Source organism: Erythrobacter sp. NFXS35 (assembly GCF_040148725.1).
Lineage (GTDB): Bacteria > Pseudomonadota > Alphaproteobacteria > Sphingomonadales > Sphingomonadaceae > Erythrobacter.
Window position 1 is genome coordinate 334,969 of record NZ_JAGDEB010000003.1, and the last position, 13,510, is coordinate 348,478.

The 13,510-nt window shown below is 65.5% G+C and carries 15 protein-coding genes and 1 tRNA gene; 6 read left to right on the top strand and 10 right to left on the bottom strand.

The window, feature by feature from the left end:
- Positions 1-26: 26 nt before the first annotated feature.
- From J3454_RS13165 to J3454_RS13180, 4 genes are all read right to left on the bottom strand, one after another.
- On the bottom strand, positions 27-1,538 hold the full coding sequence (locus J3454_RS13165; protein WP_502878599.1) for a sensor histidine kinase: 1,512 nt from the start codon (positions 1,536-1,538) through the stop codon (positions 27-29).
- On the bottom strand, positions 1,489-2,166 hold the full coding sequence (locus tag J3454_RS13170) for a response regulator transcription factor (protein WP_296720189.1): 678 nt from the start codon (positions 2,164-2,166) through the stop codon (positions 1,489-1,491). Before J3454_RS13170 ends, J3454_RS13165 begins: the two co-directional genes overlap by 50 nt.
- Before the next feature lie 120 nt (positions 2,167-2,286).
- Complete coding sequence (locus tag J3454_RS13175; RefSeq protein WP_349514224.1) at positions 2,287-2,601, bottom strand: PepSY domain-containing protein; 315 nt, start codon at positions 2,599-2,601, stop codon at positions 2,287-2,289.
- Between the two features lie 50 nt (positions 2,602-2,651).
- Positions 2,652-3,398 carry an SIMPL domain-containing protein gene (locus J3454_RS13180; RefSeq protein ID WP_349514225.1) on the bottom strand — a complete coding sequence of 249 codons (747 nt, stop codon included), beginning with the start codon at positions 3,396-3,398 and terminating at the stop codon, positions 2,652-2,654.
- A 99-nt stretch (positions 3,399-3,497) separates the two neighbouring features.
- Between J3454_RS13180 and J3454_RS13185 the strand changes: the two genes are divergently transcribed.
- Together J3454_RS13185 and J3454_RS13190 are read left to right on the top strand one after the other, a co-directional pair.
- Positions 3,498-5,321: an ABC-F family ATP-binding cassette domain-containing protein gene (locus J3454_RS13185; RefSeq protein WP_349514226.1), complete on the top strand. Its 1,824-nt coding sequence runs from the start codon at positions 3,498-3,500 to the stop codon at positions 5,319-5,321.
- Complete coding sequence (locus tag J3454_RS13190) at positions 5,318-5,932, top strand: uracil-DNA glycosylase family protein (protein ID WP_349514227.1); 615 nt, start codon at positions 5,318-5,320, stop codon at positions 5,930-5,932. The genes J3454_RS13185 and J3454_RS13190 overlap by 4 nt, the downstream gene beginning before the upstream one ends.
- A 37-nt stretch (positions 5,933-5,969) precedes the next feature.
- Here J3454_RS13190 and J3454_RS13195 read toward each other — a convergent pair whose 3' ends face one another.
- Complete coding sequence (locus J3454_RS13195; protein WP_349514228.1) at positions 5,970-6,476, bottom strand: DUF6456 domain-containing protein; 507 nt, start codon at positions 6,474-6,476, stop codon at positions 5,970-5,972.
- A gap of 94 nt (positions 6,477-6,570) precedes the next feature.
- Here J3454_RS13195 and J3454_RS13200 point away from each other — a divergent pair, with 94 nt between their 5' ends.
- Complete coding sequence (locus tag J3454_RS13200; RefSeq protein WP_349514229.1) at positions 6,571-7,149, top strand: helix-turn-helix domain-containing protein; 579 nt, start codon at positions 6,571-6,573, stop codon at positions 7,147-7,149.
- Between the two features lie 26 nt (positions 7,150-7,175).
- Positions 7,176-8,360 carry a glycosyltransferase gene (locus J3454_RS13205; protein WP_349514230.1) on the top strand — a complete coding sequence of 395 codons (1,185 nt, stop codon included), beginning with the start codon at positions 7,176-7,178 and terminating at the stop codon, positions 8,358-8,360.
- A gap of 10 nt (positions 8,361-8,370) precedes the next feature.
- Here the strand turns inward: J3454_RS13205 and secF are convergent, their stop codons facing one another.
- The 3 genes from secF to yajC are packed head-to-tail and all read right to left on the bottom strand — an operon-like array spanning position 8,371 to position 11,341.
- Positions 8,371-9,348 (bottom strand): protein translocase subunit SecF, encoded by a 978-nt coding sequence (secF, locus tag J3454_RS13210; RefSeq protein WP_349514231.1) that lies wholly within the window; start codon positions 9,346-9,348, stop codon positions 8,371-8,373.
- Between the two features lie 15 nt (positions 9,349-9,363).
- Complete coding sequence (gene secD, locus J3454_RS13215; protein ID WP_349514232.1) at positions 9,364-10,962, bottom strand: protein translocase subunit SecD; 1,599 nt, start codon at positions 10,960-10,962, stop codon at positions 9,364-9,366.
- A 55-nt stretch (positions 10,963-11,017) separates the two neighbouring features.
- Positions 11,018-11,341 (bottom strand): preprotein translocase subunit YajC, encoded by a 324-nt coding sequence (yajC, locus tag J3454_RS13220; RefSeq protein ID WP_296720217.1) that lies wholly within the window; start codon positions 11,339-11,341, stop codon positions 11,018-11,020.
- A gap of 247 nt (positions 11,342-11,588) precedes the next feature.
- Here yajC and J3454_RS13225 point away from each other — a divergent pair.
- Positions 11,589-11,665 (top strand) — tRNA-Pro (locus tag J3454_RS13225).
- 123 nt (positions 11,666-11,788) lie between these two features.
- The gene (locus J3454_RS13230; RefSeq protein WP_349514233.1) at positions 11,789-12,169 is read left to right on the top strand and encodes a VOC family protein; all 381 of its coding nucleotides are present in this window, start codon (positions 11,789-11,791) and stop codon (positions 12,167-12,169) included.
- On the opposite strand, the gene J3454_RS13235 is transcribed toward J3454_RS13230, so the two are convergent.
- Positions 12,166-12,663 (bottom strand): sterol desaturase family protein, encoded by a 498-nt coding sequence (locus J3454_RS13235; protein WP_349514234.1) that lies wholly within the window; start codon positions 12,661-12,663, stop codon positions 12,166-12,168. The two genes, J3454_RS13230 and J3454_RS13235, sit on opposite strands and share 4 nt — an antisense overlap.
- Entirely contained in the window at positions 12,660-13,445 is a 786-nt protein-coding gene (locus J3454_RS13240; protein WP_349514235.1) for a fatty acid desaturase, read from the bottom strand. The genes J3454_RS13235 and J3454_RS13240 overlap by 4 nt, the downstream gene beginning before the upstream one ends.
- Positions 13,446-13,510: the final 65 nt, after the last annotated feature.

The window sequence follows — 13,510 nt, forward strand, 5'->3', positions numbered from 1 at the left end:
GGTGCAAAAACCCTTCGCACCGTCGATCATTCCGCCCGCGGCAGGCGCAATTCGACCAGCAGCCCGCCCAGGTCCTCACTTGTCCCCAGCTGGACGCTGCCGCCGTAGATTTCCGCGACATCGCGCACGATCGCCAGACCAAGGCCAGTGCCGGGCTTGCCGGTATCCAGCCGCGCGCCGCGATCGAAGATGCGGATGCGCTCGGCCTCCGGAATGCCGGCGCCGTCGTCCTCCACCCAGATCAGGCATTCGCCATCGCGCCCCTCGGCACCTTCGTCGTCGGGGTCGATGGTCACGAACACACTGCCCCCGCCATATTTGGCGGCGTTCTCGATCAGGTTCCCGAGCATCTCGTCGAGGTCCTGCCGCTCGATTGCGACCTCGGCGCTGCGGCTGCCGGCGATGTCGAGGCGGCCTTGCGGATAGAGTCTCTCGACCGCGCGGCGCACCGCTTCGGCGCTGGCCATCACATTGGTGCGGGCATGGCCCACCGCTCGGCGTCCGACTGCGCGGGCGCGAGCCAGATGGTGATCGACATGGCGCTGCATGGTCCGGGTCTCGCGCATCACGGCCTCGCCCAGATCGGGCGCGCGCGCGGTGGCGGCGTTGGTCAGCACGGTCAGCGGCGTCTTCAGCGCGTGGGCGAGATTGCCCGCATGGCGGCGCGCTTCCTCGGCCTGGCGTTCGGAATGATCGAGCAGGGCGTTCAACTCCTCCACCAGCGGCTGCACTTCGGTTGGCAGCGGATCGGTGATCCGGTTCGCGCCGGTGGTGCGCAGCTTCTGGATCGCGGCGCGCACCCGCCGCAGCGGGGAAAGGCCATAGCGAATCTGCAGCAGCGCCATGACCAGCAGGCCGAGGCCCAGCACCGCGAAGCTCCAGATCAGGATCAGCCGCACCCGACCGATCTGCGCGTCCATCTGCTCGGTCGCGCTGGCGACGGCAAAGGTCCAGCGCGTCTCGCTGCCGGGCAGGATCACGGTGCGCTCGGCAATCCGCAGCGGTTCGCCGGTGAACTGGGCGGAGTTGTAGAAATGCACCTCGCTGTCGAAATCCTCGCCGGTGGTCTTCACGCCCTGCAGGTTGAGCGTGCGATCCCACAGGCTGCGTGAGGCAATCGGCTCGAATTCGCCTCCGCTGATCTGCCAGTAAAGACCGCTGCCCGGTTCGAGGAACCGCTGGTCGCCCAGTGCGCGGTAAAACCACACCTCGCCAAACGGATCGATTTCTGCCGAGGCGATCATCGCGGTCAGGATATAGTCGAGCTGTTCGTCGAAATTGGATTCGACCTGACGCGTCAACGTGCGTTCCAGCGCAATGCCGCCGCCCAGCAGCAGGACCAAGATCCAGCCCGCCGCAATCAGCCCCATGCGCCGGGCAAGGCTGGCACGCGGTTGCGCCGCGGGCGCGGCGCTTACCGGCTCCGGCACGGCTGCGCCCCCACCCGCGGGCAAGGTGCTGCGCGCTTCGCCGCCCGCGCCCGGCGCGTCAGGCGCGGGGGGCTTCGGCGGGGTCGTCGAGGCTGTAACCGAGGCCACGGATGGTCGTTATAACGTCTGCGCCAAGCTTCTTGCGGATGCGGGTAACGAACACTTCGATGGTGTTCGAATCCCGGTCGAAATCCTGATCGTAGATATGCTCGATCAATTCGGTGCGGCTAACCACCTTGCCCTTGTGATGCATGAGGTAGGACAGCAACTTGTATTCCTGCGCGGTCAGCTTGACCGGCTCACCCGCCAGCGTGACCCGGCCGGAACGCGTGTCCAGCCGCACGTCGCCCGCCGTCAGCTCGGACGAGGTGTTGCCCGAAGCGCGGCGGATCAGCGCGCGCAGACGGGCGATCAGTTCCTCGGTCTGGAATGGTTTGGCGAGGTAATCGTCGGCGCCGGCATCAAGACCTGCAACCTTGTCCGACCAGCTGTCGCGTGCGGTCAGCACCAGCACCGGGAAGGTGCGCCCTTCGCGCCGCCACATGCCGAGCACGGTCAACCCGTCGATCTCCGGCAGGCCGAGATCGAGCACAACCGCGTCGTAATCTTCGGTCGAGCCCATGAAATGCCCGTCCTCGCCATCGGCGGAAAGATCAACGGCATAGCCGTGCTGCTCCAGCGTCGACTTGAGCTGCGCGCCCAGCGTGGGCTCATCCTCGACGATCAGAATTCGCATGTTCCACCATTTTCCTGCTGAATGAACGGCTGTTTGGTGCGCTTTTGCCGCGCCAGCGTCAAGCAAGCGGCATGCGAAGAACCGCCGCCTGTCCCCCGATGATGCCGGATTTGCCGCAGGTCAACGCGAACGTCCGATAACCTTGCCGGTGCGGGCATCGACATCGATGTAGGTCACACGCCCGTCACGAATGAACTTGAGGCGATAGGCCCGCGCGGTCGAATCGTACGCCGGGCCGAGATATTCGCTGCCCTGCATTTTCGGAAGGATGCGCCGCTCGATCTCACGCAAGGAAAGCTGGGTGCCCGCCTGCGCTTCGCGCCGCGCCTCGCCCTGATCGCCGCCCGATTTTTCCTGCGCGACGGCAGGCAGCGCCAGGATGCCCAGCGTAAGCGCAGCGATGATACCTGCAATCAAGGAACGAAGGCGTTTCATGGTGCCCCCATGCCTAGTCGGCGCGCATTGAACAAGGTGTGAATGGGCGCTCATTCGGCGGCGGGCGCCATGTCGTTGACCAGTTCGTAGGTAATCGACATGCTGATGCCCGATGACACCATGCCGGGCTGCACCGCTATCCGCGAGCCGGTCACCATGATCTTGTCTGCGCTCATCATTGCCTGCTCGGGCATCGGCGCGCGGTTCTGCATCGCCTCGCTGACCTTCAGCACCTTCACGCCGTCATAACCCAGCATCGCGGCATAGGCCTGCGCGCGCTCTGCCGCCCGTTCGATCGCCCGCTTGCGCGCAGCATCCTTGGCCGCTGCGTCATCCTCGATACTGAAGTTCGGGCCGGACAGGTCGGTTGCCCCCGCAGCCACCAACGCATCGAGCACCATGCCGGTAACCTCGATCTTGCGCAGGTTTACGCTGACCCGGTTCGAGACCTGATAGCCGCGGAAGATCTGGCGCTGTCCTTCGCGGTCGTAATCATAACGGGCGTTCAAACTGATACCGGTGGTCTGGATGTCCTTTTCGGCGACGCCCAGCGATTTGATCCGGGCGATCACCTTGTCCATCTCCGCAGAGTTCATCCGCAGCGCCTCGACCGCGGTCGGCGCCTCGCTGGTCACGCCCGCGCCGATAGTCGCCATGTCGGGCGCGACCGTGACGCTTTCGAAGATGTCGAGTTCGATCACCGGGCCGCTGGCGTCGATCTCGACATTGGCGGCGTAGGCATTTGCGGGCAGCGCAAGCGTACCGGCGGCAAGCATGGCAAGAGCGGGACGGATCATCGCAAGTTCCTCCAAAAGCCGCGCCTTTGAACCGGCACGGCTTTCGTAGCGCTGAACCGCCTTGGCACAAGGTTGCCAAGCCCCTACTTGGCGCATCCTATGGCTCAACCCCCTATCTTCTCGCTCGAAGGCATCGCGCTGCAACAAGGCGGGCGCTGGCTGTTCGGCGGCCCGACCCCGAACAGCGGCGCGGAGCCGGTCGATCTGCACGTGCTGCCGGGCGACCGGCTGGCGCTGATCGGGCGCAACGGAGCGGGGAAGACCACGCTGCTGCGGCTGATGATGGGACGGATCGATGCTGACCGCGGTCAGCGGCGAGTGAAGCCGGGCACGCGGATCGTGTTTCTGGAACAGGACCCCGATTTCGGCAGCGCGGAGACGCTGATGGACTTCGCGCTGGCGGGCGACGATGCGCCCGAGCCCCACGAAGTCGAAGCCATCGCCGGGCAGCTCGGCATCGACATGAGCCGCGAGGCTGCGACCGCCAGCGGCGGCGAACGGCGCCGGGCCGCGATTGCCCGCGCGCTGGCGCAAGACCCCGATCTGCTGCTGCTGGATGAGCCGACCAACCACCTCGACCTGTCCGCGATCGACTGGCTGGAGGACTGGCTCACCCGCTATCGCGGCGCGTTCATCACCATCAGCCACGACCGCACTTTCCTCACCCGTCTGACCCGCGCGACCCTGTGGCTCGACCGCGGGACGATGCGGCGCAAGGAGGTCGGGTTCGGCGGCTACGAGGCGTGGGAAGAACAGGTCTATGCCGAAGAGGCCCGCGCCGCCGAGCGGATGGATGCCAAGCTCAAGATCGAGGCGCACTGGCTCGAACGCGGCGTGACAGCGCGCCGCAAGCGCAACCAGGGGCGGCTGGAGAAGCTGCACCAAATGCGCGCGACGCGGGCGGCGATGATCTCGGGCGCCGGCGTTGCCAAGCTGAAGCTGTCGAGCGACGATGACTTCAAGTCGAAGTCGGTGATCGTCGCGGAAGGCATCTCCAAGACATACGGGGAGCGCGCGGTCATCAAGCCGTTCTCCCTGCGCATCCAGAACGGCGACCGCATCGGCATCGTGGGCGCGAATGGCGCGGGCAAGACCACGCTGCTGAAGCTGCTGACCCGCGAGATCGAACCCGACACCGGCACCGTCACCCATGCCCGCACGCTTTCTGGCGTGATGATCGACCAGCAGCGCAAGCTGCTCGAACCGGGCGCAACGGTGCGCCAGATCCTCGCCGAGGGCGGCGACTGGATCGATGTGCGGGGCGTGCGCAAGCACGTCATGGCCTACCTCAAGGACTTCCTGTTCGATCCCGGCTTGGTCGATACCAAAGTGGGCATCCTGTCGGGCGGTGAGCGTTCCCGCCTGTTGCTGGCCCGCGAGTTCGCCCGCACCGCCAACCTGCTGGTGCTGGACGAGCCGACCAATGATCTCGACCTCGAAACGCTTGACCTCTTGCAGGAGGTGATCGCCGATTTCGACGGTACCGTCCTGATCGTCAGCCACGACCGCGACTTTCTCGACCGCACGGTGACGCTGACGCTCGGCCTCGACGGGTCGGGCAAGGTCGATATCGTCGCGGGCGGCTATGCCGACTGGGAGGCCAAGCGCAAGGCACCCGTCGCCGCCCGTTCCGCCGCCCTTCCGCGCAAGGACGATGCCACCGCTCCGACCCCGTCCATGCCCGCCAAACCCGCCGCCAAGCTGACCTACAAGGACCAGCGCGACTACGACATCCTGCCCGCACGGATCGAGGAACTCGAAACCGCGATCGCCAAGGGCGAGGCGATCCTGGCCGATCCCGAACTCTACGCCAAGGATTCCCAGCGCTTCGCCGCCATCTCTGCCGGCATCGAAACCGCCCGCGCCGAGAAGGACGCCGCGGAGGAACGCTGGCTGATGCTGGCCGAACTGGTGGAAGGTTGAACGACAGCCGCGAAATCGCCGCCGCCGCCCTGCACCGGCGCATTGCCGCCTGCACGCTCTGCGCCGCGCACCTGCCGCTCGGCCCGCGCCCGGTCACGCAGTTTTCGCCCTCCAGCCGCCTGCTGATCATCGGTCAGGCGCCGGGCACGAAGGTCCATGCCAGCGGTGTGCCGTGGGACGATGACAGCGGCGACCGGCTGCGCGGCTGGCTCGGCATCGACCGCGAGGCCATGTATGATGAAGCCCGCGTGGCCATCGTCCCGATGGGCTTCTGCTATCCCGGCAAGTTGTCGGGCGGAGACGCGCCGCCGCGCAGGGAATGCGCACCGCAATGGCATGATGCGGTGCTGCGCCTGCTGCCCGAAGACCGGCTCACCCTGCTTGTCGGCGCCTATGCCCAAGCGCATTACCTGCCCGACACCCGCAGCATTTCGATGACCGAGCGGGTGCGCCGCTTCGGTGAATACGGCGCCATGATCGCTCTGCCCCACCCGGCATGGCGCGCCCGGCTGTGGATGGCGAAGCACCCGTGGTTCGAAGCCGAGATCCTGCCGCAGCTGCGCACGAAGGTCGCCGCGCTGTTCAGGTCCGGGGCTGTAGGAGACACATGAGACACTGTCCTGGAGTCGAAAACCTGCCCGCCCTGCATCACCCGATCCGGTAGAATTGCGCTACCCGGTCGAGCGCGATTTTCAGCACCAGCTTGCCGCTGCGTGCCGGCCAGCCGAGACCTTTCTCGGCCTCGGGTAGCGCTTCGCCCGCGCACACCACGCGCCACAGGATGTCCTCCAGCCCCTTGCCCGCCGCCGTGATAGCGCCGCCAAACCGCTGGCGCGCGGCGATCTGGCGTTCGGTCGGCGATAATCCGCGTTCCCCGGTGGTCTTCACCCGCACCGGATCCCAGCGCATGGTTACGCTGGCGGAAAGCTGCGCGCGTTCGTAATCGGCCCGCAGCGCCTCACCCGCGTCGAACAGGCGATCATCCAGATGCCCGCGCGCGTGCAGCCAGGCGAGCGGCGATTCGGCGAGGTTGACCGTGACCGTGCGGGCAGAACGCGCGCCGCCTTTCGCCGCCGCCTGCGCCGCCCCCTGTCCCGCCACGCCCCGGCGCGGGCCTTCGGGTGTGAGTTCGCGTTCGACCAATTGGCGCTTCATGCAGCATGCTCCCTTTTTTGATCCGCACGGCTTGCCAAAGCGGATCGTTTGTAGGAAAGGGGAAAACCATTCTGGTTAAATATAGGGCTTCCCGATGCACAACCGCATTCGCGATATCCGCAAGGCCAAAGGTCTGACGCTGGCCGATCTCGCCGAAGCCTGCACGCCGCCGACCACCGCGCAGACCATCGGGCGGCTGGAAACCGGCATGCGCCAACTTTCGCTGACGTGGATGACCCGCATCGCGGCAGCGCTGGGGGTCGAACCGGCCAGCCTGATGCGCGCCGAAACGGAAGCGCCTGCCCTGATCGTCGCAGAGCTTGCCGCATCTGGCGCGCAGGCGCTCGCCGCCCCGCGTGAGGCATTCCTGCCGAGCAAGCTTGCCGCCGATGATGGCGGCGCACCGATGGTGCTCGCCGTAAGCGAGAGCGTGGGCGAATACCGACCGGGCGACATGCTGTGGCTGCGCCCGCTCGATCCCGAACACTCCGCCAGCGCCATGAACCGCGATTGCCTTGTGCCGCGATCCGGCGGGCGGTTCGCCTTCGGGCGGCTGATCGACCGGCGCGGCACGCTGGTGGGGCTGCTGCCGCCGGGCGCAGGGCAGAAACAGATGGTGGTCGATAATCCGCCGTGGATTGCGGTAGCGACCATGCTGGTCAGAACGCTTTAACGCTCGCAGCGCTAGGATCGTCGCCGGTGAAACACGTCCTCGCCCTGTCCACGCTCTATCCCAACCCGGTCACTCCGCGGTTCGGGACATTCGTCGCGCGTTCGCTGGAGGCGCTGGCAAAGCGCGGGGATTGGCGGGTGACGGTGATCAACCCGCTCGGCCTGCCGCCGCTGGCGCTGGGCCGCTATCGCCCCCTGGCCGATCTGCCCGAATGCAGCGAAGAGGGCGGGATCGCCATCCATCGCCCGCGCTTCACGCTGATCCCGCGCATCGGTGCGCGCCGCAATGCCGGCGCCATTGCCCGCGCGGTGCTGCCGCTGGTGCAGCATATCCATGCGGCAAACCCCATCGACATGCTCGATGCGCAATTCTTCTTTCCCGATGGCCCGGCGGCTGCGACCATTGCCCGCGAAATGGGCCTGCCGCTGTCGATCAAGGCGCGCGGCAGCGATATCAGCTTCTGGGGGGAGCATGATTTTGCCCGCCGGCAGATGCTGGACGCTGCCAACGCCGCCACCGGGCTGCTGGCGGTCAGCCGCGATCTGGCCGGGCAGATGGCAGCGATGGGCATGGATGCAGCAAAGGTCACGGTGCATTACACCGGGCTTGACCGCGACCGGTTCCGCCCACTCGAACACACGCAATTGCGAAGCCAATTGAGCCGCGAACTGGGCTTTGCCCTGCCCGACAACGCGCCGATGCTCGCCTGCGTGGCCGCGCTGATCGAGCGCAAGGGTCAGGGCATCGCGATTGCCGCGCTGAAGGCCATTCCCGGTGCGCGGCTGGTGCTGGTGGGCAAGGGTGAGGACGAGGCCCGCCTGCGGACGCTGGCGGCAAGCGAGGGCGTGGCCGAGCGGGTGCACTTTGCCGGGTCGCTCGATCACGACCTGATGCCGCTGGTGCTGTCGGCGGCGGATGTGATGGTGCTGCCGACGGTGAGCGAAGGGTTGGCGAACGCCTGGGTCGAAGCGCTCGCCTGCGGAACGCCGGTGGTGACGACCGATGTCGGCGGCGCGCGCGAACTGATCGTGAATGACACCGCCGGGCGGCTGGTGGAGCGCAATCCGGCGGCGGTGGCAGCCGGGATCAACGCGGTCCTCAACGCCCCGCCCGCGCGCGAGGACGTCGCCGCGCTGACCGAACAATTCAGCTGGGAAGCCAACGCCGCCGCACTGGCGGATCATTACGAGCGGTTGGTCGAGGGACGCTGAACGCCCGCTCTCACGCCTCGCCGCGGGCGATCTTTTCCTGCCGGTCCAGCGCGCTTTCCTGCGGCACGAAACTGGTCGACGTCACCCCCATCCAGATCAGCAGCGGCCCCGCCATGTAGACGCTGGAATACGTGCCGATGAACAGGCCCGCAGTGATCGCCGCGACCATGCCGAACAGGCTGGCCGGGCCGAACAACAGCAGCGGGATCAACGCCACGAACAGCGTCAGCGAGGTCATGATGGTGCGCGCCAGTGTCTCGTTCACCGACAGGTCGAGCAGCTCAGGAAGCGGCATCTTGCGGAACTTCTTCAGGTTCTCGCGAATGCGGTCATACACCACGATGGTGTCGTTCAGCGAATAGCCGATGATCGCGAGGATCGCGGCGACGATCTGCAGCCCGAATTCCATCTGCGTCAACGCGAACAGGCCGAGCGTGACCGAGACATCGTGGAACAATGCGAACAGCGCGCCGACGCCGAACTGCCATTCGAACCGGACCCAGATATAGATCGACACCGCCACCATCGCCGCCAGCAGCGCAAGCACCGCCTGATCGCGGAACTCGCCTGCGACCTTGCCCGATACCGTGTCGTTCCCGTCCGTCCGCGCGCCGGGATATTCCTCGCCGATCGCCGCGATCACGCGGTTGCCGATCTCGGTCGCGGCACCGGGCGTATCCTCTGTGCCCTCGGGCAGCGGCACGCGGATCGAAACCGCATTCGGCCCGCCGAATTCCTGCACCACCGGCTCGCCATAACCGAGCCCGCCGACCAATTCGCGCAGCTGCGGTATCGGCGCAGCCTCGCGCTCCACAAAGGTCAGGCGCACTTCCTGCCCGCCCGCGAAATCGACGCCGAAATTGAGGCCGTTGACCAGCACCGCGGCCCAGCTCCCCGCGATCAGCACGATGCTGAGCACGAAGAACGGAATCCGCAGTTTCAGGAACTTGATGTTGGTATCGTCGGGGACGAGCTTCAGGAGTTTCATCGGTCTCGCGCTCCTTCAGATGGCGATATCATTGGGGCGCGCCTTGCGCAGCCACCCTGCAACCCACATGCGGGTCATGGTCACGCCGGTAAACACCGAAGTGAATAGGCCCACCACCAGCACGACCGCAAAGCCCTTGACCGGCCCGGAGCCGAAGGCGAACAGAGCGATCCCGGCGATGAAGTTGGTGAAGTTGGCGTCATAGATCGCGCGGCTGGCTTCCTTGTAGCCGGTCTCCACCGCCGCGATCACCTTGCGCCCGCGCCTGCGTTCTTCGCGGATACGTTCGTTGATCAGCACGTTGGCGTCCACCGCCGCGCCGATGGTGATGACGAACCCGGCGATCCCCGGCAGCGTCAGCGTCGCGCCGAAGACCGCCATGATGCCCAGCAGCATAGCCACGTTGAACACCAGCGCGATGGTGGAATAGACGCCGAAGCGGCCATAGCTCGCAACCATCAACGCCACCACCGCCAGGCTGCCGATCGCCATGGCGAGCAGTCCGCGCCGGATCGAATCCGCGCCCAGATCCGGCCCGACAGTGCGTTCCTCGACAATCGCAAGATCGACCGGCAGCGCGCCGGAATTGAGCGCGATCGCCAGTTCATTGGCGCTTTCGGCGGTAAAGCTGCCCGAAATCTGCGCCCGCCCGCCAAGGATCGGCTCGTTGATGTTGGGCGCCGAAAGGATCTCCCCGTCAAGGATGATGGCGAACGGCCTGCCGGTATTCTCGCGCGTCAGCTTGGCGAACTTGGCCGCGCCCTGCGCATCGAACACGATGTTGACGACATTCTGGTTGTTGGTCGGATCGACCCCGGCCTTGGCCTCGGTCAGACTGTCGCCGCGAATGCCGCCCAGCCGGCGCACCGCTTCGAACCGTCCGGCCGAAGGGGTATCGGCCGCATAAGGGAACACCTGGCTGCCCGGAGGCGCGACGCCCGCCTGCACATTTTCCGGCAGCGCGTTCAGATCGACCAGCTTGAATTCGAGCTGCGCGGTCTTGCCCAAGAGGCTTTTCAGCGCCTCGGGATCGTCGAGCCCCGGCACCTGCACCACGATGCGGGTGTCGCCCTGACGGATGATGGTCGGCTCACGCGTGCCGAGTTCGTCGATGCGGCGGCGCACCACTTCGGTTGCGCTTTCCATCGCGTCATTCAGCGCAGCGTCAATGCCCGCCGCGGTCGGCGTGAGCACGATGCGCTGCCCGTCGACCACGGAAAGATCCCATTCGCGGGTCAGGTTCGCGCCCTGCATGATCGGTTCAAGCAAGCCGCGCGCACGGTCGATATCGGCCGCGCTGTCGAGCATGAAGCTCATCCGGCCCTCGCCGGTCGAAACATCGCCGATGCGGATGCGCGGATTGGCATTGCGCATCAGTTGGCGGACGGATTCTTCCATGTTTTCCAGCCGCTGGGCGCGGATATCCTCGGCCTTGGCTTCCAGCAGCAGGTGCGAGCCGCCCGCCAGATCGAGCCCGAGATTGACCTGCGGGTTGGGCAGGTTCGACGGCCAGTCCACCCCCGCGACATTCGCAAGTGAAGGCAGCGACAGGATGGCCGCAGCCAGCGTGACGCCCCACAGCCAAATCTTTTTCCAAAGCGGGAATTCGAGCATTGCGTCAGGGTCTCACGCGAAGGGATCGGCCAGTTGCCAGCGGCGCTTGGCAGTTTCAGTCGTTTGCCGGGGTGCCGCCGGGCGGGATGATGTCACCGATGGTCGCCTTGACCGCCTTGACCCGGACATTGGTGCCCAGTTCCAGTTCGACGAAGGTATCGTCGACCTTGAGCACCTTGCCCACCAATCCGCCGGCGGTGACGACCTGATCGCCCTTCTTCATTCCGGCGACTTTCTGCTGATGTTCCTTCTGCCGCTTCATCTGCGGGCGGATGATCAGGAACCAGAAAATCAGGATCATGCCGACGATCGGCAGAAACCCTACCCACGAAGGCGGCCCAGCAGCAGCACCGGCGGCAGCGAGAAGATCGAATGTCATGCGATAAAATCCGTCAGGAACCCGTTGTCATCATGCAGAGCGCCGTCCAACCACCTCGAAAAAGCGGCAACACGGCCTGCGTCTGCGTTCAAGTGGGCGCGCCTAGCAGCAATGCAAGGGCGCGGCAATCATCGACCCGGTTGATGCTGGTGGAGACCGGTCCGCCCCCAGCGAACCCGAAAACAAAGACTCCCAAACCCGCTTGCCAGCCTGCGGACGGCACCCTATAGGCCCCGCTCCACTGGAACGGGACGTAGCGCAGCCTGGTAGCGCATCACACTGGGGGTGTGGGGGTCGGAGGTTCGAATCCTCTCGTCCCGACCAGTGGTTTTCCTCCTCAAGATAATCGTCGGGGCGGGTGCGTTTGGCGCATTCCGCTCGTCGGCGTAGACTGCGCGCACGGGGCACCCGGGTGTTCGAGTCGTCCCGCGGGAGAGGAGCGCAATCATGCTCGGCAATTCACCGCCCGTTTGTTTCGTGCTGGCCGCCGACATGGCCCGCGCGCGCGATTTCTATACCGATACGCTCGGCCTCACCCAAACCGGGGAGGACCCGTTTGCCGTGAGCTATGATCTGGCCGGCACGATGCTGCGCCTCACCAGGATCGAAGGGCACGAACCCGGTCCGCATACCGTGCTCGGCTGGCAGGTCGCCGATATTGCCGGGACCATGGAGGCGCTGGCAGCCAAGGGCGTGACCTTCGCGATCTACGATGGCTTCGGACAGGACGAACGCGGGGTGTGGACCGATCCCGGTTCCGGCACCCGGATCGCGTGGTTCCACGATTCCGAAGGCAACAACCTCAGCCTGACGCAGTTCGGCGGCTAGATCTGCGCGTCGCGCACCACCGCGACGCCCGCTTCCTTCTGGCGCTTCAGTTCCGCCTTCAGCTTGGCCGGATCGCGGGCGATGACGAAGCCGAAGCTGACCCCGCCTTCCTTGCCGATGGTCGCATGGTGCAGCTTGTGCGCCTGAACCAACCGCTTGGCATAGCCCTTGCGCGGCACCCACTTCCAGTAGCGTTGGTGGACCAATCCATCATGCACCAGCGTGTAGATCACGCCGTAGAGCGTGATCCCGACCGCGAACCACCACAGCCAGTCCCAATACAGCGAACCGTAGATGTACATCGCGGCGTTGATCGTGCCGAACACTACCGCGAACAGATCGTTCTTTTCCAAAACCTTGTCATGCGGCTCGTGGTGGTCACGGTGCCAGCCCCAGCCCCAGCCATGCATGATGTACTTGTGCGCGACCCACGCGAACAGCTCCATGCCGATCAGCGACGATAAAACGGTGAGGATGATTTCGAGCCAGCTCATGCGGGCACCTTTGCGATCGGTTCTGGCAGTTCAGTCTGACCCACCCCGGCCCGTTTCGCCGCTGGCAAGCCCCACCACGGCACATCGGGCCGGTGGTGGTGTTCGAGATGATAGCCGAAATGGAAGCAGGTGGCGAGGCTCGCCAGCGTGCCGAAATCATTGCTGCGGGCATTGTGCCGGTCGACGAAAGGCTGACCTTCGCGGTGGCAGTGCGGGCGATAGGTGCCGAAATAGAACAATTGCAGCGACGAGGCCAAGGCGGGCAAGCCATAGAGCATGACGATCTGCGCCATCGGAATATCCAGCGCCAGCCAGTAAATTCCGACCACGGTGTGCACGAACAGGATCGACCGCCAGCCGAAATAGCGGCCGAAGAAGGTGCCGTACCAGCGCTTGAAATCGCCCGGATTATGCTCGTCGAAATCGGGATCTCCGGCGCGGCCCGACAGCTTGTGATGGGCAAAGTGCGCATCGCGCAGCTGTTTCCAGGCAAACCCTGCATACAGCAACAGCAGCACCGCGCCGATCGCCCCGTTCAGCTTCGGCCTGCCCGGCACAAGGCTGCCGTGCATCGCATCATGGCAGACGATGAACACGCCGACCGAAAGCCAGCACTGCACCATCGCTACAGCCAGCGCGAACGGCCAGTTGGTCCACGAAAGTTCGAACACGAACATGCCCCAGGCGTGAATGCCCAGCCAGCTACCGGCAATGGCGATAGCGAGCGCCAACCCGATCCGGCCTTGTGCCGCACGCGCGGAAAGAACGAAGTGCGGTTCCATGTCAGAATGATACGCGCCGGCAGCCCATAAGGACGCCTATAGAACGCCTGTGCAAAGCTGCAATT

Coding starts and splice junctions, on each gene's coding strand:
- J3454_RS13200 (WP_349514229.1), top strand. CDS start 6,571: ATGCACAACCGCATTCGCGATATCCGCAAGGCCAAAGGTCTGACGCTG.
- J3454_RS13175 (WP_349514224.1), bottom strand. CDS start 2,601: ATGAAACGCCTTCGTTCCTTGATTGCAGGTATCATCGCTGCGCTTACG.
- J3454_RS13230 (WP_349514233.1), top strand. CDS start 11,789: ATGCTCGGCAATTCACCGCCCGTTTGTTTCGTGCTGGCCGCCGACATG.
- J3454_RS13195 (WP_349514228.1), bottom strand. CDS start 6,476: ATGAAGCGCCAATTGGTCGAACGCGAACTCACACCCGAAGGCCCGCGC.
- J3454_RS13240 (WP_349514235.1), bottom strand. CDS start 13,445: ATGGAACCGCACTTCGTTCTTTCCGCGCGTGCGGCACAAGGCCGGATC.
- secD (WP_349514232.1), bottom strand. CDS start 10,962: ATGCTCGAATTCCCGCTTTGGAAAAAGATTTGGCTGTGGGGCGTCACG.
- yajC (WP_296720217.1), bottom strand. CDS start 11,341: ATGACATTCGATCTTCTCGCTGCCGCCGGTGCTGCTGCTGGGCCGCCT.
- J3454_RS13170 (WP_296720189.1), bottom strand. CDS start 2,166: ATGCGAATTCTGATCGTCGAGGATGAGCCCACGCTGGGCGCGCAGCTC.
- secF (WP_349514231.1), bottom strand. CDS start 9,348: ATGAAACTCCTGAAGCTCGTCCCCGACGATACCAACATCAAGTTCCTG.
- J3454_RS13180 (WP_349514225.1), bottom strand. CDS start 3,398: ATGATCCGTCCCGCTCTTGCCATGCTTGCCGCCGGTACGCTTGCGCTG.
- J3454_RS13235 (WP_349514234.1), bottom strand. CDS start 12,663: ATGAGCTGGCTCGAAATCATCCTCACCGTTTTATCGTCGCTGATCGGC.
- J3454_RS13185 (WP_349514226.1), top strand. CDS start 3,498: ATGGCTCAACCCCCTATCTTCTCGCTCGAAGGCATCGCGCTGCAACAA.